The organism is Amycolatopsis sp. NPDC114478 (assembly GCF_055633805.1).
The window spans coordinates 66,905-87,555 of the sequence record NZ_JBVKDO010000029.1 but is presented as its reverse complement, the minus strand read 5'-3'; the positions used below and the strand labels follow the sequence as shown (position 1 = coordinate 87,555).

The 20,651-nt window shown below is 72.1% G+C and carries 16 protein-coding genes; 8 read left to right on the top strand and 8 right to left on the bottom strand.

The genetic code is table 11. The features are described from left to right. Position 1: 1 nt before the first annotated feature. From ACZ7OH_RS45685 to ACZ7OH_RS45660, 6 genes are all read right to left on the bottom strand, one after another. Positions 2-1,636: an AMP-binding protein gene (locus ACZ7OH_RS45685; RefSeq protein WP_470286637.1), complete on the bottom strand. Its 1,635-nt coding sequence runs from the start codon at positions 1,634-1,636 to the stop codon at positions 2-4. Positions 1,637-1,685: 49 nt separating this feature from the next. Then, positions 1,686-2,990, bottom strand: coding sequence for a PQQ-dependent sugar dehydrogenase (locus tag ACZ7OH_RS45680; RefSeq protein WP_470286636.1), 1,305 nt, complete (start codon positions 2,988-2,990; stop codon positions 1,686-1,688). Between the two features lie 94 nt (positions 2,991-3,084). Further along, positions 3,085-3,927 (bottom strand): O-methyltransferase, encoded by an 843-nt coding sequence (locus ACZ7OH_RS45675; RefSeq protein WP_470286635.1) that lies wholly within the window; start codon positions 3,925-3,927, stop codon positions 3,085-3,087. After that, entirely contained in the window at positions 3,924-5,000 is a 1,077-nt protein-coding gene (gene hppD / locus ACZ7OH_RS45670) for a 4-hydroxyphenylpyruvate dioxygenase (protein ID WP_470286634.1), read from the bottom strand. The genes ACZ7OH_RS45675 and hppD overlap by 4 nt, the downstream gene beginning before the upstream one ends. Positions 5,001-5,027: 27 nt before the next feature. Further along, on the bottom strand, positions 5,028-5,240 hold the full coding sequence (locus ACZ7OH_RS45665) for an MbtH family protein (RefSeq protein WP_372666501.1): 213 nt from the start codon (positions 5,238-5,240) through the stop codon (positions 5,028-5,030). Positions 5,241-5,266: 26 nt separating this feature from the next. Beyond that, a complete protein-coding gene (locus ACZ7OH_RS45660) occupies positions 5,267-7,021 on the bottom strand; it encodes an amino acid adenylation domain-containing protein (protein WP_470286633.1) in 1,755 nt (584 codons plus the stop codon). Positions 7,022-7,264: 243 nt separating this feature from the next. Between ACZ7OH_RS45660 and ACZ7OH_RS45655 the strand changes: the two genes are divergently transcribed. From ACZ7OH_RS45655 to ACZ7OH_RS45640, 4 genes are all read left to right on the top strand, one after another. After that, positions 7,265-8,446, top strand: coding sequence for an acyl-CoA dehydrogenase family protein (locus ACZ7OH_RS45655; RefSeq protein WP_470286632.1), 1,182 nt, complete (start codon positions 7,265-7,267; stop codon positions 8,444-8,446). Between the two features lie 84 nt (positions 8,447-8,530). Continuing rightward, positions 8,531-9,766: a cytochrome P450 family protein gene (locus ACZ7OH_RS45650; RefSeq protein WP_470286631.1), complete on the top strand. Its 1,236-nt coding sequence runs from the start codon at positions 8,531-8,533 to the stop codon at positions 9,764-9,766. Positions 9,767-9,779: 13 nt separating this feature from the next. Further along, positions 9,780-10,796, top strand: a complete 1,017-nt coding sequence (locus ACZ7OH_RS45645) for an alcohol dehydrogenase catalytic domain-containing protein (RefSeq protein ID WP_470286630.1) — start codon at positions 9,780-9,782, stop codon at positions 10,794-10,796. Between the two features lie 12 nt (positions 10,797-10,808). Next, complete coding sequence (locus tag ACZ7OH_RS45640) at positions 10,809-12,134, top strand: extracellular solute-binding protein (protein WP_470286629.1); 1,326 nt, start codon at positions 10,809-10,811, stop codon at positions 12,132-12,134. A gap of 54 nt (positions 12,135-12,188) precedes the next feature. On the opposite strand, the gene ACZ7OH_RS45635 is transcribed toward ACZ7OH_RS45640, so the two are convergent. Then, positions 12,189-13,535 carry a condensation domain-containing protein gene (locus tag ACZ7OH_RS45635; protein WP_470286628.1) on the bottom strand — a complete coding sequence of 449 codons (1,347 nt, stop codon included), beginning with the start codon at positions 13,533-13,535 and terminating at the stop codon, positions 12,189-12,191. Between the two features lie 179 nt (positions 13,536-13,714). Here ACZ7OH_RS45635 and ACZ7OH_RS45630 point away from each other — a divergent pair, with 179 nt between their 5' ends. Next, positions 13,715-14,956: an acyl-CoA dehydrogenase family protein gene (locus ACZ7OH_RS45630; protein WP_470286627.1), complete on the top strand. Its 1,242-nt coding sequence runs from the start codon at positions 13,715-13,717 to the stop codon at positions 14,954-14,956. Between the two features lie 16 nt (positions 14,957-14,972). Next, on the top strand, positions 14,973-16,334 hold the full coding sequence (locus ACZ7OH_RS45625; RefSeq protein ID WP_470286626.1) for an FAD-binding oxidoreductase: 1,362 nt from the start codon (positions 14,973-14,975) through the stop codon (positions 16,332-16,334). A 53-nt stretch (positions 16,335-16,387) separates the two neighbouring features. Here the strand turns inward: ACZ7OH_RS45625 and ACZ7OH_RS45620 are convergent, their stop codons facing one another. Continuing rightward, positions 16,388-16,750 carry a YciI family protein gene (locus ACZ7OH_RS45620; protein WP_400904169.1) on the bottom strand — a complete coding sequence of 121 codons (363 nt, stop codon included), beginning with the start codon at positions 16,748-16,750 and terminating at the stop codon, positions 16,388-16,390. A 558-nt stretch (positions 16,751-17,308) separates the two neighbouring features. Between ACZ7OH_RS45620 and ACZ7OH_RS45615 the strand changes: the two genes are divergently transcribed. After that, positions 17,309-18,913: an MFS transporter gene (locus tag ACZ7OH_RS45615; protein ID WP_470286625.1), complete on the top strand. Its 1,605-nt coding sequence runs from the start codon at positions 17,309-17,311 to the stop codon at positions 18,911-18,913. A gap of 175 nt (positions 18,914-19,088) precedes the next feature. After that, positions 19,089-20,603 (top strand): FAD-binding oxidoreductase, encoded by a 1,515-nt coding sequence (locus ACZ7OH_RS45610; RefSeq protein WP_470286624.1) that lies wholly within the window; start codon positions 19,089-19,091, stop codon positions 20,601-20,603. Positions 20,604-20,651: the final 48 nt, after the last annotated feature.

Sequence of the window (20,651 nt, the reverse complement as noted above, 5' to 3'; positions counted from 1 at the left end):
GTCAGCTCCCGTTCAACAGGTCTCGGATGACGGCTTTGCGGTCGGTCTTGCCCGTCGACGTCGTCGGCAGCGGGTCGTCGACGACGCGGATCGTGGTGGGCAGCGCCGCCCGCGCCAGGCGCTCGCGGCAGAACTGGCGCAGCGCGAGCACGCCGAGCGGTTCGGTCGTGTCGCGGCGGACGACCGCGTGGATGACGAGCCCCGCGACGTCGTCGGGCACCGCCACGACGGCCGCGCCGGCGATCCGCTCGTGGCCGAGCAGGACCTGTTCGATCTCCTCGAGGTTCACCCGCACACCGCGGACCTTGACCTGGGAGTCGGTGCGCCCGACGAGCGTGAACACGCCGTCGGCGGCGCGCTCGACGAGGTCGCCGGAGCGGAAGTAGACGCGGCCGCCCTCGCGTTCGACGAACTTGTCCGCCCCGCCGCCGACCGCGTACCCGGCCGTCTGGAACGGCGTCGACACGAGCAGCTCACCGGTGGCCGGGCCGTCGACGACCTCGCCGTCGGCGTCGAGCACGAGCGCGTCGACCCCGGGCAGCGGCCGGCCGATCGGCAGCGGGCCCTCGCCTTCGAAGCCGGTGATCTCGTGGATGAAGCTGTCGTTGGTCTCGGTGGCGCCGTAGATGTTGTGGAAGCGCGCGTTCGGGAACAGCCGCGGCAGCTCGGGCAGCAGCTTCGCGGGCATCTTGTCGCCGGTGACGATCACGTGCTTGACCGACTCGAACGGCGTCACGTCGGGGACGTCGGCGAGCAGCCGGTAGAGCATCGGGACCGACTGGACGACTTCGACGCCTTCGGTGCGGATCACCTCGGCGAGGTACTTGCCGTTGGTGGCCTTGTCCGGCTCGACCAGGACCGTCGTGCCGCCGGCCTTGAAGGTGGCGCGGATGTCGAGCAGGCAGAGGTCGAAGTTGAACGGCGCGTAGTTGAGCACCACCGTGCCGGGCCGCAGCCGGAACTTCGTCACCGCCCACTCGGTGAAGCGCTCGACGGCCTGGAAGCTGAGCGGCACCACCTTGGGCAGGCCGGTGGACCCGGAGGTCGTGAAGATGAACGAGGTCGCGTCCGGGCTGACGTCGGGGCCGGTGATGCCGTCGAGGCCGGCCAGGTCGCCGTCCGGCGGGACCGCGGTGGTGTCGATCTTGTGGATCCGCCGGCCGCCGACGCCGGCGCCGGGCTCGGCGGTCAGGACGTCGGTGCAGTCGGCTTTCTCCAGCAGCTCCTCCAGCGCCGTGGCTCCGAGCTCGGTGGAGGGCAGCATGAACGGGCGGCGCGCGAGCAGGCAGGCCACGATGAGCGCCACCGTGCGCGGGGTCTTCGCGGCGTGCACCGCGACGCGGGCCTCGGCCGGCAGCTGCAGCGCCGAAAGGCCCTCGTAGGCCGACATCGTCATGGCGGCCAGTTCGGCGTAGGACACCCGGACGTCGCCCAGCACCAGCGCGGTCGACTCCGGCCGGGTGCGGGCGAAGTCGGCCAGGCAGCCGAGCAGCGAACGCGAGTACGGCACAATGGTCTCCAACCCCGGCCGGGCGCGGCGACCACCGTCGCGCGCCAGCCAGTCACCCCAGCTCCCCCACGGGGAGTCCACTTCGGACTCCGGCGGGGCCCGGGCCGGGCTCCGCGTGGACTCCACCGTAGCTTCGCGCCGGAGTGACTGGCTTCTCGTGCGGTGCGGCTCCCGATCAGCCGATCGGTGTCCGGTGTGGACGGTCCGACCAGGACTCCCAGCGCCACAGCCGCCCGGTGCCCTGGGTCGCCTGGACGCCGTCCTCCGACATCTCGAACTTCCCGAAGTCGAGCAGGTACAGCGCGTCGTCGCCAGGCGCGAACCCGACGTCGATGGGCCGGGCGAGCGCCGGCGCGCCGGGCAGCTCCCGCAGCGACCAGTCCGCCGGGTCGACGACGACGAGGCTGCGCCCGACCGGCGGGCCGCCGGCGGGCAGGCACATCGGGGCTTCGTCGCCGAACAGCGTCACGACGAGCTGCCCGGCCAGCGACCCGCCCGGCACGACGGCGAAGCGGGTGGCCGAGACGTGCGGCTCGAACTCCAGCAGCGCGCGTTCGGGCGCGGGCAGGTCTTCGTGGTTGGCCAGCAGGAACTCCGGCTGCGTGCCGCGCTCGGGCGCGAACGCCGGGTCGGTCACCGGGCGGTCGCCGACGAAGTCCGGCCAGCCGTACCACCTGCCTTGCCGGACGTCGAAGAGCAGGTCGGGGGCGTTGCCGATCGGGCGGCTGCCCCGGTCGTCGGCGCCCTGGTCGAGCGCGATCAGCCGGCCGTCGGGCAGGAAGCCGAGGCCGAACGCGTTGCGCAGCCCCCAGGCCACCAGCTCCATGCCGGAGCCGTCGAGCTCGCACCGCAGCACGGCGGCGGTGCACGGCAGCTGCGCCGCGATCTTCTGGCCCGCGGTGGTCCGCGTGCCGAACGGGCCGAACGCGCCGGTGGCGATCGTCGCGCCGGGCTCGTCGGAGAACGGGTCCCGGGTGGTCGCGTTGAACCCGGTCAGCTCGATGTCCAGGCCGGGCAGGTCGAACGCGTGCGGCAGCCGGCGCAGCCAGCCGAGCTCGTAGGCGTCCAGGCCGATCACGCCGAGGTTGGACATCGCGCCCTGGCTGAAGTAGAGCTTCCGGTCGGCGCCGACCACGGCCATGTTCGTGTGGTAGTTGCCGGGGCCGGGCATGCCGTCGACGACGACGTGCTTGCGCCCGCCCGGGTCGACGCGGATGATCCGGCCGGCCCCGCCTTCGGAGACGAACAGGTCGCCCTCGAACCAGCACAGGCCGGTGACCGGCGCGGCGAGCTCGTCCGCGACGAGCGTGCGGTCGCCGCCGGCGAGCCGCCAGACCTTGCCGCCCGGGGCCGCGCCGCCGAAGGCGAGACCGGACTCGGCGACGAAGACGCCGCCCGCGTCGTCGAAGGCGAGGCTGGTCGGGAACTGCAGCCCGGTGGCGACTTCCACCGCCTCGGGGTGTGTCTGGTTCAGGGGCACGGCGAAACCTCCCGGCTGGTCGACCGCCGGCTGAGCAGCACTCAGCCGCTTCCGTTCGGCGACGCTAGCCGGGAGGTGCCGGGCGCACGTCTTTTCACGTGCGCTGGTGGTCCGCCTCGGCAAGACGGATGGCGTCCTCGCGGAACGCGCCCGACAGCTTGGCCCGCTGGCCGACGTCGGAGTACTCCTTCTTCGGCCCCTTGGTCCGGCGCAGCACGGTGATCGAGTTCTGCCGCACCTTCTGGCTCTCCAGCAGGCTGAGCACCTCGAACTCGCCGGGCCGGATCCGCTGGGTGTCCGCGATGTACTCCAGGATGGCCTCCCCCTCGGGGTAGGTCCGCAGGTAGTGCATCGCCAGGATGCCGCCGTCCGGGTTGATCAGGTCGAGGCAGTTTTCGAAGAAGTACAGGCAGTCCCACGCGTCGACCCAGGCGAAGTCGATGGGCAGGAAGTCGGCCGGCAGCGCGTCGCGGCACTGCCGCATCTTCGCGTTGACGACGGTGACGCTGCCGCCCAGGCCCAGCTCGGTCAGCAGGTCCTGGCACTTCGCCGCCGAGGAGTACTCGTCGGACAGGTCGTCCACCGCGATGAACCGCGACTTGCGCGGCTCGCGGTAGTAACCGGGGACCAGCAGGGCCGGCTCGGTGGTGATCCAGTCCTCGTCGAACTCGCGGCCGCTGTCGAGGTACGGCGCGTTCTTGCCGACGAGCGCCTTGGCCTCGGCCTCGACGAGCTCGTCCACTTCGGCCAGTGCCTTGGCGATGAACGGCGTCGTGTAGCCCATCCCGACCTCGAGCACGCGCTCGGGCCGGACCAGGTGGACCAGGTGCGACAGCAGCGGGGCGATCACCTCGGTGCCCATGCCGGGCACCCGCAGCCGCTCCGCCGCGGCGCGGAAGTCCGGCAGCGAGCTGCCGTTGCTGAACCCCGCGCTCACGACGCGTCTCCCCGGCCCCGCTGCAGTTCCACGGCTTCGTACAGCGCCTTGATGTTGCCCGAGCCGAACGAGCGCGAGCCGAGCCGCTCGATCACCTCGAGGAACAGGGTGTTGCGCGGGTGCACCGAGCGCGTGAAGATCTGCAGCAGCTGCCCGTCGTGGTCTTCGTCGACGAGGATGTTCAGCGCCTGCACCTCGTCCACCGAGTACCGCGACAGCTCGACGCGCTCGCGCAGCAGCTGGTAGTACGTGTCCGGGGTGTCGAGGAACTCGACGCCGCGGGCGCCCAGCGTGCTCACCGTCTCGGTGATGCTGTCGGCGGTGAAGGCGATGTGCTGCACGCCGGGTCCGCCGTGGTCCTTGAGGAACTCGTCGATGTGCCCGGCCGACTGCGACGAGTCCGGCTCGATCAGCGTGAGCGTGACGGCGCCCGAGCGGCTCTGCACGACCTTGGTGACCACGGCCTGGTCGCCGACGACGATCCGGTCGTCGAAGATCAGCTCGAAGTCCAGGACGGACCGGTAGAACTCGACGTTGTCGTCGATCCGGCCCGGCTCGACGACGACCGCGAAGTGGTCGACCGTCAGCAGGCCGGCGCCGGGGTCGGCGGCCTCGCTCACGACGCGGCGCTGGCCGGGCAGCACCCGCTCCGCCGCGGCGCCGAGGGGCTGCACGAACGTGTGCGTGACATCGCCGAAGCCGATGATCTTCGCGGTCACGGTTCCGTCCTGAGTGGACGGTGGAGCGACGGGTCGCGCGCCGCGCCGGACGGCCTCGTCGTACGCGGCGGCCGCGTCCTTGACGCGTAGGGCGATGTCCGAGACGCCGTCACCGTGGCGCTCGATGTACGCCGCCGTCGCGTGGTCGTCCACCTGGGCCTCGGTGAGCACGAACCGGATGTCGTTGCGCACGAGCTCGACCGAGCGGGTCTCCGCCGGCCCGGCCGACTCGGCGGCGACGGTGAACCCGTAGCCCTCGGTCAGCCACCGCGTCGCCGACCCGAGGTCGACCACGGCCACCTCGATGTGGTCGACCAGGACCTCGGCGAAGACCGAGCTGTCTGTTGACGTCATGTGTCCTTCTCCGTAGTCGTTCCGGGCTCAGTGCGCGTCGAGGCGGGCGGCCAGCCCGCGCGGGCGCAGGTCGGTCCAGTGGGTGCGCACGTACTCGAGGCACGCCTCCCGCCCGGCCGGCCCGTGCACCGCGGTCCACCCGGCGGGCACCGCGGCGGCCGCGGGCCAGAGGCTGTGCTGGCCCTCGGCGTTGACCAGCACGGAGAGACTGCTCCGCGGGTCGTCGAAGGGGTTCGTCATCGGCGGTCTCCTTCCCTCGGCGGGGCTCAGGCCTGCTCGTCGAGCAGGGCGTCGAGCCCGGCCACCGTCGGCTGGTCGAACAGGTCGCTGATCGACAGGTCGGCGTTCAGCGCCGCGCGGATGCGGCTGATCAGCTTCATGGCCAGCAGCGACTGGCCGCCGAGGTCGAAGAAGCTGTCCTCGATGCCGACCCGGTCGGTGGTGAGCACCTCGGCGAAGATCGCGCAGAGGGTCTCCTGGCGCGGGTTGCGCGGCGCGACGTACTCGACCGCGGGGCCGGCCTCCGGCTCGGGCAGGGCCGCGCGGTCGATCTTCCCGTTGGGGGTCAGCGGGAGCGCGTCGAGGACGATGAACCACGCGGGCACCATGAAGTCCGGCAGCAGCCGGGCCGCGTGGGCCTTCAGCGACGGCAGGTCGACGTCGCCCTCGCCCGGCACCAGGTACGCGGCCAGCCGCTGGTCGCCCGCGTCGCCTTCGCGGGCGACGACGGCGACGTGCGCGAGCCCGTCGTGCTTGGCCAGCACGGCCTCGACCTCGCCCAGGGACACCCGGAAGCCGCGGATCTTCACCTGGCCCGAGACGCGGCCGACGAACACGAGCCGGTCGTCCGCGCCGACCGCGACGAGGTCGCCGGTGCGGTACATCCGCGAGCCGGGCGCGCCGAACGGGTCGGCGACGAACCGGTCGGCGGTCTGGTCGGGCTTGCCGTGGTAGCCGCGGGCGACGCCGCGGCCGGCCAGGTACAGCTCGCCGGTGCCGCCGGGCGCCACCGGGGCCAGGTTCTCGTCGAGGACGTGGGTACGGACGCCGGCCAGCGGGCCGCCGATCGGGATCGCGTCCCCGCCGTCGAACGGCGCGGTCATCGGCTCGTGCGTGGCGAAGAGCGTGGTCTCGGTGGAGCCGTACATGCCGCGCACCACCAGGTCCGGGTTCGCCTCGAGGGCCCGGCGGACCGCGGCCGGGGCGATGACGTCGCCGCCGGTGAGGACCTCGCGCACACCGGACAGTGCCTCCGGGGCCTCCTCGGCCAGGACGCGGAACAGGCCGGCGGTGAGGTGCACGCCGGTGATCCGGTGCTCGGCGAGCAGCGCGCGCAGCGACTCGACGTCGAGGTTGCCGGGCGGGGCCAGCACGATCTCGCCGCCGTGCAGCAGCGGCACCCACAGCTCGTAGGTGGAGACGTTGAACGCGTACGGCGCGACCATCAGCACGCGCTCGTGGCGGCCGCCCTCCCACGCGGGGTCGAGCGCGAGGCCGAGGGCGTCCCGGTGGGTGACGGCGACGCCCTTGGGCTCGCCGGTGGACCCGGACGTGTGGATCACGTACGCCAGCTGGCCGGGATCGGCGGACCGGCCGGGGTCGGTGGCCGGGAGCGCGGCCAGTTCGGCGGCTTCCTCCGCGCTGTCCAGCAGCAGGGTCGTGGTGGTCGCGGCCAGGCCGTCATCCTTGCTCGCGGCGTCGGCCAGCAGGACCGGGGAGCCGAGGCTGTCGACGATCCACTGCTTGCGCTCCGGGGGGTACGCGTCGTGCAGCGGGACGTAGCAGCCGCCCGCCTTCAGGATCGCCAGCGTGGCCACCACCAGGTCCGCGGACCGTCGCAATTGGACGGCCACCGGCGCGTCCGGCGTGACGCCGAGGCCGATCAGCCGGTGCGCCAGCCGGTTGGCGCGCTCGTCGAGCTCGCGGTAGGTCAGGCGGACGCCACCCCCGCTCACCGCGGTCGCGTCCGGCGTGCGCGCCACCTGGACGGCAAAAACCTCCTGGAGGGAAGCGGAGACCATCACCAGCTCCAATCGCTTCGAATTCCCGGCCGTCCACCAGACGTTCCCCCGGCCGCGGACACCGGACCAGCGTCGCCCGGCCCGGTCACGGACGGCGTCTCCCGCATTGCGCCCGTACCCCGCCCCGGCGGCGGGACCGCACTGCGTGAGATGCCCCGGCCCCGGCCGCGGTGCGACGGTTCGGGGGCACGGATCGACGGTCACGAACGGCCTTGTCCCGTGGCCTTTCCCGAGGAGGACCTGATGACCATCGCCGATGCCCCGTCGAGGAGCGAGCTGGTTCGCCGCGCATCGGAACTGGTGCCGTTGCTGAAGAAGCACGCGATCTGGACCGAGGAGAACCGGCGCCTGCACGACGACACCATCGAAGCGCTGACCTACTCCGGGCTGCTCAAGCTCCGCGTCCCGCGCCGCTACGGCGGGTACGAGGCCGACATGACGACCGTCGTCGACGTGCTGGGCGAGCTGGCCCGCGGCGACGGCTCCACCGCGTGGGTCACCGCGGTGTGGGCGATCAGCACCTGGATGACCGGGCTGTTCCCGGACGAGGTGCAGGACGAGGTCTTCGCCGACCCGGACGTGCGGATCAGCGGCATCCTCAGCCCGACCGCGGTCGGCGTCCCGACCGAGGGCGGCATCGTCCTCAACGGCAAGTGGGGCTTCAACACCGGTTCCACGCAGAGCAAGTGGAACACGAACGCCGCGGTCATCGCCCACCCGAACGGCGAGTTCGAGCCGATCATGGTGCTCGTGCCGATCGACGAGCTGCAGGTGATCGACGACTGGCACACCGCGGGCCTGCGCGGCACCGGCAGCGTCAGCACGATCGCCAAGGACGTCTTCGTGCCGTCGGCGCGCGTGCTGCCGATGGTCCCGGTCCTGCAGGGACAGCACCTGTCCGCCGCGAACGCGGACTCGCCGCTGTACAAGGCGCCGTTCATGCCGACCGCGTGCACCACGGTCGCCGCGGTGCCGGCGGGCCTGGCGAAGGCGGCCAAGGACGCGTTCTTCGAGCGCCTCCCCGGGCGCAAGATCACCTACACCGCCTACGAAAGCCAGAAGGACGCGCCGATCACCCACTTCCAGGTGGCCGAGGCGACCATCAAGATCGACGAGGCGGACTTCCACGTGCACCGCGCGGCGAGCATGCTCGACACCAAGAGCGTCGCCGACGAGGAGTGGACGCTGGAGGAGCGGGCCCGGGTGCGCCTCGACATGGGCGCGGTCTGCCAGCGGGCCAAGGAGGCCGTCGACATCCTCAACACCGCCAGCGGCGGCTCGTCGGTGCACACCGACGTGCCGATCCAGCGCATCGAGCGGGACGTCCAGACGGTCAACCTGCACGCGATCATGCACCCCAACACCAACCTGGAGCTCTACGGCCGCATCGCCTGCGGTCTCGAGCCGAACACGAACTACATCTGATCCCCCTCGGCCGACCGGTGCGCCGCAGCCCGCGGCGCACCGGTCACCCGCCTGCCCGGTTCCCGTGATCGTTGGAGATGCCCCATGGAAGAGCGTTGCCCCGTCGCCCTGGACCCGGCCGGGACCGACATCCACGGCGAGGCCGCGCGGATCCGCGCGCACGGCCCGGTGGCGAAGATCGAACTGCCGGGCGGCGTCTTCGCCTGGTCTATCACCGGGTACGCGGAGGCCCGGCAGGTGCTCGGCGACCACCGCTTCTCGAAGGACCCGCGCAAGCACTGGGTCGACTTCGTGGAAGGCCGCATCGGCGAGGACTTCCCGCTGATCGGCTGGGTCCTCATGGACAACCTGACCACTTCGCACGGCAGCGACCACACGCGGCTGCGCAAGCCGTGTGCGCAGGCGTTCACCCCGCGCCGCGTGGAAGCGTTGCGCCCCAACGTCGAGAGCGTCGCGGCCAAGCTGCTGGACGAGCTCGCCGCGCTGCCGCCTGGTGAGGCCGTCGACCTCAAGGACCGCTTCGCGCACCCGCTGCCCGCGTCGGTCATCTGCGACCTGTTCGGCATCCCCGAGGAGTTCCGCCGCGACTTCCTGCGCGGCGGCGAGATCAACGCCGACACGACCACCAGCCCCGAAGAGGCCGCCGCGAACTTCGAGCGCTGGCACCAGGAGATGCTGGACTTCGTCGAGTCGAAGCGGCGCGAGCCGGCCGACGACCTGACGTCGGACCTCGTGCGCGCCAGCGACTCCGGCGCCGGGCTGACCGACGACGAGATGGTCGGCACCCTGCACATCATGCTCGCCACCGGCACCGAGCCGGTGAAGAACCTGATCGCCAACGCCGTCCTGCAGCTGCTCACCCACCCCGAGCAGCTCGCGCTGGTCAAGTCCGGTGAGCGTAGCTGGAGCGACGTCCTCGACGAGACGCTGCGGGTGCAGGCGCCGGTCGCGCACCTGCCGTTCCGGTTCGCGGTCGAGGACGTCGAGCTCGGCGGCGTCACGATCGCGAAGGGCGACCCGGTCCTCATGCACTTCGCCGCCATCGGGCGCGACCCGCAGCTGCACGAGAACGCCGACGTCTTCGACATCGCCCGCCCGGACAAGGAGAACCTCTCCTTCGGGCAGGGCATCTACCGCTGCATCGGCCGTCCGCTCGCGCTGCTGGAGGCGGAAACCGCGCTGGCGGCGCTGTTCGAGCGGTTCCCCGACCTGTCCCTGGCCGTGCCGGCGGCGGAGCTGTCGCCGCAGGTCACGTTCATCATGAACGGCATCGGCTCGCTGCCGGTGCACCTGAAGACGCCCGGCCCGGCCGGCGCGTGAAAGGGAGCGTGCGATGAAGGCAGCAGTGGTCCCGGCGGCCGGTGCCCGCTGGGAGCTGAAGGACGTCGCGACGCCGTCGGCCGGGCCGGGCGAGGTGCTGGTCCGGGTGCGCGCGTGCGGGGTGTGCCACAACGACGTCTTCCTGACCGACGGCACGTTCCCGTTCCCGCCGTTCGACCCGGTGATCGTCGGGCACGAGGCGGCGGGCGAGGTCGTCGAGGTCGGCGCGGGCGTGACGATCCGCAAGGCGGGCGACCGCGTCGGCACGACGTGGGTGCAGGGCACCTGCGGGCAGTGCGACTACTGCAAGCTGAACCTGCCGCTGACCGGCCAGTCGGGGATGAACTGCGCCGCGCCGCGGATGAGCGGGCTGACCGTCCAAGGTGGACACGCGCAGTACGTCGCGGTGCCGGCCGAGAGCACGGTCCTGCTGCCCGACGGCCTGAGCTACCAGGCGGCCGCGCCGATGCTGTGCGCCGGCTACACCTCGTGGAGCGCGCTGCGCGCGGCCGACCCCAAGCCGGGTGAACGGGTGGCCGTCCTCGGCGTCGGCGGGCTCGGGCACCTGGCCCTGCAGTTCGCCACCGCGTGCGGTTTCGAGACGGTCGCGATCACGCGGTCGCCGGAGAAGCACGACCTGGTCCGGGAGCTGGGCACCGAGCACGTCGTCGCCGACGGCGCCGGGCTGCGCGAGATCGGCGGCGCGGACGTCGTGCTGGTGACCGGGACGTCGTACCGCGCGGCCACCGACGCGCTCGCTGGCCTGCGCGTCAACGGGCGGCTCGTGCTGGCCACGATCGACCCCGAGGGCACGTTCGAAATCGGGCCGGCGAGCCCGGTCTGGGCGCAGCGGCAGAGCATCATCGGCGCGACGCACAACGGCCTCGACCAGCTGGCCGAGGCCCTGCGGTTCGCCGCCGACGGCCGCGTCACCCCGATCATCGAGGAGTTCGACGCCGAGCAGGTCGCCGAAGCGGTGGCCCGGGTCGGCAAGGGCGACGTGCGGTTCCGCGCCGTCGTGAACTACTAGAGGGGGCCGGCTGTGACCGTGATCAGCTTGTGGGTGCCGATCTACCCGATCATGCCCGAGTACCTGGCGCAGATGCGGGAGCTGGCGGCGCAGTTCGGGCAGGCGCACCCGGAGTACCGCGTGGAGGTCGAGGGGTTCGGGTACCTCGAGCTGCCCGGCGAGATCCACCGGGCCGCGCTCGACGGGCGGGCGCCGACCATCGCGCAGTACTTCTACACCTCCGCCCAGGAGGCCAAGGACACCCGCACGGCCGACGGGCGTCCGCTGTTCACCTCGGTGGAGCGGGCGATCGGCCGCCGCGAAGAGATCCTCGGCGAGCGGGTGGTGCTCGGCGACATCGTCCCCGGCGTCCGGGGCTACTACCGCTACCACGGCGCGGTGGCCGCGCAGCCGCTGCTGACGTCGACGACTTTGCTGTACGCCAACACCACGCTGCTGGCGCGGGCCGGCGTCCACGAGATCCCGCGGACGTGGGCCGAGGTCGAAGCCGCGTGCGAGGCGGTCGGGCGGCTGCGGGGCGACGGGCCGTCGCACAGCATCACGTGGCCCAACCACGGCTGGATGTTCCAGCAGTCGATCGCGCAGCAGGGCGGGTTCCTGGTCGACCACGAGAACGGCCGCCGCGGCCGGGCCCAGAAGGTCGACCTGGCTTCGCCGGAGGCGCTGGCCTACGCCGAGTGGTGGCGGAACTTGCACCGGGCCGGCCACTACTGGTACCTGCACAACGGCGACGCCGTCGACTGGGACGGCAACTTCCGGACGTTCGCCGAGGGGCACGCCGCGCTGACGCTGACGTCGTCGGTGGAGGTCGACCGGATGGTCCAGGCGGGCCGCGACGGCGGGTTCACGGTGCGGGCGGCGCGGATGCCGTACAACCAGGACGTCCCGCGCGCGGGCAACGTCATCGGCGGCGACGCGCTGTGGCTGACCGACGGGCTCGACGAGCACACCCGCGACGGCGCGCTGGCGTTCATGCAGTTCCTCTGCCGCCCGGAGCACGCGGCGGCCCGCCACAAGGCCACCAACTTCGTCCCGATCACCACCCCGACGGTCGAACGGCTGGCCGCCGAGGGCTGGTACGAGCAGAACCCGGACTTCCTGGTGGCCCTGGACCAGATCGCCACGACGACCGGCTCGCCGGCCGCGCGCGGCGCGCTGGTCGGCGAACTGGCGCACATCCAGGAGATCTCGGCGGCGGCGATGCACGACGTGTTGGTGTCCGATGTGGACGTCAAGACGCGGTTCACCGAGGCGACGGCCGAGGCCCAGGCGCGGCTGGACCACTACAACGCCTACTGCCGCGGTGAGGTCGAACGGGGTCCGATCCACGTCGGTTGAGCCACAACGAAAAGGGGCCTTCCGGTTCGGAAGGCCCCTTTCGCGTGCCCGGGACTACAGCGGCGCGTCCGGCCGGGTCACCGTCTCCCCCAGCACCTGGACGAACTGCTCGACCATCGCCGCGACCGACGCTTCCTCGAACAGGTTCGTGTTGTACTGGATGCCCGCCACGATGTCACCGGACGGGTCCAGGTTGAGCGTCCACAGTGCACCGTTTGGCACGTCCGAGCCCACCGGCTGGGAGAGCAGCCGGCGGCGGACCTCGGAGAACTCCAGGTCACCGACCAGCTCGCCGTCCAGCAGGAACGGGAACGGGAACACCTGGAACACCACCGCCGCGCGGCGGTCCTCCAGCGTGCGGGTCATCAGGTCCGGGGCCTGGGCCGCGACCTGGCCGAACGGGATGTCGTGCGAGTACGCCTGCAGGCACGACCGCCGGACGCGCGTGGCGACCTCGCGGAACGTCGCCGCGCCCCCCAGGTCCGTGCGCAGCGGCAGGTAGTTGAAGAACGGCCCGACCGTCAGCTGGAACTGCTCGTGCCCGCGGCCCGGGGTGAACGTCGGGACCGTGACGTCGGTTTCGCCGGTCGTGCGGAGCACCAGCACCTCGAACGCGGCCAGCAGCACCATGAACGGCGTCGAGCGCATCGCCGAGGCCAGCTCGAGCGCCGGCTTCACCAGCTCCGCGGCGATCTGGAAGCGGTAGACGCCGCTGGACTCCGGGATTCCCGCCGACTTGGGCAAGTCGGTCGGCACCGAGTAGACGCGCGCGCCGTCGAGGGTCTTGCGCCAGAACTCGCGGGAACGGTCCAGCTCGGTCCCCGACACGTTTTCCGCCTGCCGTTCGGCGAATTCGCGGTACTGGCGGGGGTCCGGCAGCTCGCCGACGTCGAAGCCGCGGCGGGCCGCGTACCGCGTCGCGAGGTCGCGGATGACGAGCCGGACCGACCAGCCGTCGGCCGCCGTGTGGTGCACGATCAGCACCAGCACCGAGTCCTTGTCGTCGAAGCGGCCGAGCACCGCGCGCACCAGCGGCGGGTCCGGGTGGATCTCGCCGGACTCCACCTCGATGATCAGCTCTTCGACGCGGCGGTCGCGATCGCCGTCGGCCGAGCCGAGCTCGCGCACCTCGAGGTGCGGCTGCCCCGCCGGCAGGATCTTCTGGTAGCGCTCGGGTTCGTCGCGCACGATCAGCGTCCGCAGGGCCTCGTGCCGCTCGACGACGTCGATCAGCGCGCCCCGCAGGGCGTCGACGTCGACCTCGCCGCGCAGGCGCCAGCCGTGCACGATGTGGAACCGGGGGCCGAACGGGCCGTCGGCGTCCCCGAGGTCGAAGCCGCAGAGGAACTCCTGGTTCGCCGACAGCGGCGCCCGCGCCACCGGGCCGTCGGGACTAGTCACGTTCGCCGCCTCCTCGCGCGTGGCCGGTTTCGGAGGAACGCTAGCGAAACCGCGGGCCGCACCGAGTCTCGCACCGTGCGGAACCCGGGCCCGCACTAGGTGAGATGCACCGGAGGCGGCCGCCGTGTGACGCTCGACCGCGTGGTGACGAACCGACCAGGACAAGGAGCCTCTTGGCGATGACGACGGTCAAGGACGTTACCGGAGCAGATTTTCCGCTGCCGCCCGAGCCGGGCCTGACGCCGGCGGAGGTGATCGCGCGGGCCGAAGCGATCGGGCCGGCACTGGTCGCCCGCCAGGCGGAGACCGAGCAGCGGACCTTCTACGCCGAGGACACCCACAAGGAGTTCGAAAAGGCGGGGTTCTACCGCCTGCTCACCCCGCGGCGCTACGGCGGCTACGAGTTCGGCATCGACACGTTCCTGCGGGTCACCACGGCGCTGGCCCGCGGCTGCCCGTCGACGGCGTGGATGTTCTGCCTCGGCGCGACGCACGCGCTGCAGGCCGCCACGCTCTTCGGCGAGCGCGCGCAAGCGGAGCTGTTCAAGGAGGGGAACTTCATCGCCCCCGCCACCATCGTGCCGAGCGGGACCGCGGAGTCCACTCCGGACGGTGACTGGATCATCGACGGGACCTGGCACTACTGCTCGGGTTCGCCGTACGCCACGCACTTCATCGGCCACACGCTGATCGACGGCGAGGACGGCGAGAAGGTCCCGATGCTCTTCGTCGTCCCGCGGGAGCAGTGGCGGCGGCTGGACAACTGGGGCGGCCAGCTCGGCCTCAAGGGCAGCGGCTCGCACAGCATCGTGATCGACAAGGCCCGCGTTCCGGCGCACCTGACGCTGCCGGGTACGCACATGAGCGAGATCGACGTCACCAAGGGCACGCCCGGCTACGCGTTGCACGGCAACGGCGAATACGGCGGCGGGCAGCTGAGCTTCATGCTGCTGGAGGTCGCGTGCCTGGCGGTCGGGATCGCGCAGGGCGCGCTCGACGCGTACGAGGAGCTCATGCGCTCGCGGCTGACGCTGTTCCCGCCGGTCGTCCCGCGCCACGAGCACCCGGACTACCAGTTCTGGTACGGCGAAGCGGCCGGCATGATCGCCACCGCCGAAGCCGCGGTGCAGCAGGCGACGCGGACCTGGCAGGAGATCTGCGCCGCGGGCCCGTCGGCATTCAGCCAGGAGAACGACCTGCGGCTGGCCACGATCTGCCGCGAGGTGATCCGGCTCAGCTGGCACGCGGTCGAGCGGAACCTGTTCCCCACGGCGGGATCCAGCGCGGTGCGCCAGGGCGAGCGGATCGAGCGCGTCTGGCGCGACCTGTCGACGTTGCAGAGCCACGCGGGCATCGGCGTGCTGCTCGCCACGGTGACCACCCGGAGTCTGGCCCAGGCCCACTTCGGCGAAGCCGCCTGACCCGAGGAGTCCCCCGATGCTCGTCAGCCAGCCCGGCGACGCCGCCTACGAGCGCGCCACGCGGGTGTTCAACCTGATCGCGCCGGTCGAACCGGCCGCGGCCGCCGAGGTCCGGACCGTCGACGACGTCCGGGCCGCGCTGGCGCACGCGCGCCGGGAAGGGCTCGCGGTCCGCGTCATGGCGACCGGGCACGCGTCGGCGACGGCCGGTCCGATGCCGGGCGCGCTGCTGCTGCGGACCCTGCCGGACGGCCCGGTCGACCTCGACCTGGAAGCCCGGCGCGTCCGGATCCCCGCCGGGACGCCGTGGGGCGACGTCGTCGCGGTGACCGCGCCGCACGGGCTCGCCGCGCCGCACGGCTCCTCGCCCGGCGTCGGCGCGGTCGGCTACCTGATGCGCGGCGGCCTGAGCTTCTACGGCCGTCACACGGGGTTGGCGGCCAACAGCGTCCGCGCGGTCGAGCTGGTCACCGCGGACGGCGAGCACCGGCGGCTCGACGCGGAAACCGACCCGGAGGCGTTCTGGGCGGTCCGCGGCGGCGGGGGCGGCCTCGGCGTCGTGACGGCCGTCGAGGTGGACCTCTTCCCCGCGGCGCGGGTGATCACCGGCGCCGCGTTCTGGCCGGCGGCGCACGCCGACCGGCTCTTCAAGCAGTGGCGGCAGTGGACCGCGGACGCACCCGACACCGTGACGACGGCGTTGCGCGTCATGAACCTCCCGGACCTGCCGCAGATCCCGGAAGCCCTGCGCGCCGGGCCGGTGCTCGGCATCGACGGCGTGGTGCTGAGTCCCACGGCCGGCGACCTGCCGCTCGCCCGCGCCCAAGCCGGAGAGCTGCTCGGCCCGCTGCGCGCGATCGCCGAGCCGGTGTTCGACACCTGGCACGAAGGCGGCCCGGAAGACGTACCCGCCACGCACATGGACCCGGCCGACCCCGCACCGGTGCACGGCGACCACCTGCTGCTCGGCGACCTCGACGACGAAGGCGGCCGCCGGTTCACCCGGATCATCGGCGAGCGGCGGGATTCACCGCTGGTGACGACGGAACTGCGCCAGCTCGGCGGCGCGTTCGGCCGGCCGGACCCGGCGGGCGGCGCGCTCTCGCACCTGCCGGCCGGGTTCGCCTACGTCGCCGCCGGCGTGCCGTTCGGCGACGTCACGCACGAGTCCATAGTGGACACGCTGGCCGCGGCCCGGGAAGCGCTGACGCCGTGGGACACCGGCCTGACGACCCCGACGCTGGTCGAGACGCGCGAGCAGCCGCAGGGCATCCTGGCGCCGGACGCGATCGCGGCGGTGGACCGGGTGCGTGCCCGCTTGGACCCGGACGGCCTGTTCCGCCAGGACATCGCGCGCAACTCCAGCAACCGCACGTGAGAGCCGGGGCCGGTTCCTCCGCGGAGGAACCGGCCCCGGCAACGTCCGCTCGATCAGGCGGGACCGGCCTCGTGGATGACCTTGCGGACCTCGATCGCGGTGTGCTTGGCGTCCGGGATCTGCGCGGCCAGCTCCACCGCGCGCTCCTCGCTCTCGACGTCCACGACGTAGTAGCCGCAGAGGAACGCCTCGGACTCGACGAACGGGCCGGACGCGACGTCGGTGGCGCCTTCGCGGACGCGCACGGTCTTCGTCGCGTCGGGGTCGGCCAGCGCCTTCGTCTCGATCATCTCGCCGGACTCGGAGATCAGCTGGTGGAACTTGCCGTGGCCTTCGAAGACCTCGTTCTTCTGGTCGTCGGTCAGGCCCGCCCACAGCGTCGGGTTCATGTGCATGATCAGCAGGTACTTCGCCATTGTTCTACTCCCCGGTCGGGTGTGCCTTTTCTCGGATGGGTCGGAGCGGGCCGCTGGCCCCGGACGTCCGACGGGAAGAGCGCGGTGAGATTCACTCGTTCGGCTCACCGGCCGCCTGACCGACAGTGGTCCGGCGGAACCTCTTCGGCGGCGAAGCTAGCACGGTGCGCAGGCGACCGACTACGCCTCGCCGACCGTCCCGGCCCCACCGGACCCCGGCGCCGGACCCGCGGAAACCGGCGAAAAAGCGGCTCACACCAGCGGAAACCCCAGCGCCGGCGGAGCCCGGGGCACGCCGGTCCGCTGGGCCTAACAGAGCAATACGGAAGATGCAACGATCACTACTTTCCGTGACCATGGTGGACATGACCGAACCACGAGGTACCGACGTGCCCGGGCCGACCTGACGCCCGCCTCGCACCGGAGGTCCTCCGCGCGGCGGACGCGGGAAACGCGTGCCGATCCGGTGTCCGGATCGCGCCGGCGGCGCCGACTCCCCGGTGAGCGGCGGCCCGCGGGCGCCAAGACGGCTTCATACGCAATAGGAAGGACCAACCCATGAACGACACTACGCAGACAGGGGCCGACGTCCGGGCCGGCCGGCGGGAATGGATCGGGCTGGCCGTGCTCGCCCTGCCCACCCTGCTGGTGTCCATCGACGTCTACGTGATGCTGCTCGCGCTCCCGCACCTGACCGCCAGCCTGGGCGCGAGCACCACGCAGCAGCTGTGGGTCACCGACATCTACGGCTTCCTGCTCGCCGGCTTCCTGGTGACGATGGGGACGCTCGGCGACCGCATCGGCCGCCGCAAGCTGCTCCTCATCGGCGCGGCCGCGTTCGCCGTGGCTTCGGTGCTCTCGGCGTACTCGACCAGCCCCGAGATGCTCATCGCGGCCCGGGCGCTGCTCGGCATCGCCGGCGCGACGCTGGCGCCGTCGACGATGTCGCTCATCACCACGATGTTCCGCAACCCCAAGCAGATGGGGATGGCGATCGGCATCTGGGCGATGTGCTTCTCGGTGGGCGCGGTGATCGGCCCGCTCGTCGGCGGCCTGATGCTGGAGCACTTCTGGTGGGGCTCGGTGTTCCTGCTGGGCGTCCCGGCCATGGTGCTGCTGCTCGTCCTCGGCCCGATCCTGCTCCCGGAGTTCAAGAACCCGGACGCCGGCAAGCTGGACCTGCCGAGCGTGGCGCTCATCCTGGTGACCGTGCTGCCGGTGATCTACGGCCTCAAGCAGCTGGCCGCCGAGGGCTGGAGCGTCGTGGCGGTGCTCTCGGTCGTCGTCGGGCTCGCCTTCGGCTACGTCTTCGGGCGGCGCCAGGGCCGGCTCGAGCACCCGCTGCTGGACCTGAAGCTGTTCGCCAGCAAGGCGTTCAGCACGGCGCTGGGCAGCATGCTGTTCGGCACCATGCTGATGGGCGCGATCATGCTGTTCATCACGCAGGACCTGCAGCTGGTCAACGGCCTGACGCCGTTGAAGGCGGGCCTGTGGATGCTGCCCGCGGTGGCCGCGAACACGATCAGCTTCCTCGTGTCGCCGATCCTCGGCCGCCGGTTCCGGCCGGCGTACCTGATCGGCATCGGCCTGGCGATCTCGGTCGTCGGCCTGCTGGTGCTGACCCAGGTGGACGCGACGGCGGGCCCGGGGACGCTGGCGACCGGCTTCGCGCTGATCTTCCTCGGCGCCGGCCCGCTGGTGACGCTGGGCATGAACCTGATCTTCGCCTCCGCGCCGCCGGAGAAGGCGGGTTCGGCCGCGGGCCTCAACGAGACGAGCGGCCAGTTCGGCTTCGCGCTGGGTATCGCGGTGCTCGGCAGCATCGGCGCCGCGGTGTACCGCGGGCTGGTCAGCGTCCCGGCGGGGACACCGGAGCCGGCCGCGAGCGTGGCCAAGGACAGCATCGCCGGTGCGGTGGACGCCGCCACCACCCTGCCCGCCCAGGTGGGCGGCCAGGTGCTGAGCTCGGCCCGCGAGGCGTTCACCAGCGGCCTCCACGTCGTGGCGATCGTCAGCGCGGTCCTGCTGGCCGCCGTCGCGGTGCTCGCCGCGCGGCTGCTGCGGCACGTCCCGCCGACCGGGGCGGCTCCGGCCGGCCCGGCCGAGGAGGCGCCCGCCGCCGAGCAGGCCACCGAAGAACCGGCGGCGACGCCCGCCGGCTGACCCACCGCACGACCGAACCACGGCCGGTGCCGCGCTCTCGCCAGAGCACGGCACCGGCCGTCGTCGTCCCCGGACCGTCCACAGTGGAACCCGCCACGATCGGCAACGCGGAAGACGCCGGGGCAGGGGCCCGCATGTGACGGTCATACCCGTACGTCCGCTATGGAGGAACGAGATGACCGAGCAGCCCCCGGCCTTCGGGCCGGTCACCGTCACCCCCGCCGACCCGCGCTACGAGAACCTGGTGGAGAGCTACAACCACCGGTTCGCCGGCAAACCGGACTACGTCCGCCTGGCCGGCTCGACCGAGCAGGTCGTCGCGGCCGTGCAGGAGGCCGTCGACGCCGGCAAGCGCCTCGCGGTGCGCAGCGGCGGGCACTGCTTCGAGGACTTCACCTCCTCGCCCGAGGTGCAGGTGCTGCTCGACCTGTCCCGGCTGAACGCCGTCTACTACGACGAGTCCCGCCGCGCGTTCGCCGTCGAGGGCGGCGCGACGCTCGGGCACGTCTACCGCGTCCTCTACAGCGGCTGGGGCGTCACGATCCCGGCGGGCACGTGCTTCGAGGTCGGCGTCGGCGGCCACATCTCCGGCGGCGGCTACGGCCACCTCTCGCGGCGCGACGGCCTCGTCGTCGACCACCTGTACGCCGTCGAGGTCGTCGTCGTGGACGAAGACGGCAAGGCGTCCGCCGTCGTCGCCACGCGCGAGGAGGACGACCCGCACCGCGACCTCTGGTGGGCCCACACCGGCGGCGGGGGCGGCAACTTCGGCGTCGTGACGCGGTTCTGGCTGCGCTCCCCCGGCGCGGACTCCGACGACCCGGCGCAGCTGCTGCCGAAAGCGCCGCGCGCGATGCGCCGCCAGGCCGTGGTGTGGCCGTGGCCGGCGTTCACGCCCCAGTCGTTCAAGCGGGTGCTGCGCAACTACTGCGCCTGGTACGAGCGCAACAGCGACCCCGGTTCGCCGTACGAGTCCTTGTGGAGCAACCTGATCATCACGCACCAGGACGGCGGCATCTTCACCGTCACCGCGGTGCTGGACGAGGACGTGCCCGACTCCGAGCAGCTGCTCGCCGCGTGGTTCGCGGCGCTGACCGAAGGTGTCGACGTCGAGCCGGTCGTCAACGACGTCGCCGTGCTGCCGTGGTTCAGCACCTGGATGCCGTCCTACAGCTGGCCCAACGACCCCAACGGGCGCTACAAGAACAAGGCCGGCTACCTGCGCAAGGGGTTCACCGAGCACCAGCTCGACGCGATCCACCGGCACCTGACGGTCGAGGGCGGCACCGCGGGCGGCTGCCTGGTCGTCACCGGCTTCGGCGGGCAGGTCAACGCCGTCGCCCCGGACGCGACCGCGATCCCGCAGCGCGACTCGATCCTCAAGGCGTCGATCAGCACCGGCATGTGGCTCTCGCCCGCCGAGGACGAGGCGAACCTGGCCTGGGTGCAGGCGTACTACCGGGACGTCTACGCCGAGTCCGGCGGTGTCCCGGTGCCCGGCGAGGTCAACGACGGCTCGTACATCAGCTACCCGGACGTCGACCTGGCCGACCCGGCGCAGAACACCTCCGGCGTGCCGTGGTCCACCTTGTACTACAAGGACAACTACCCGCGCCTGCAGGACGTCAAGCGCCGCTACGACCCCCGCGACGTGTTCCGGCACGCGCTCTCGATCCGGCTCCCGGACTGACCGGCGCCGTCTCCCCACCCCACCGGAGAAAGGGACGAACGATGTCCA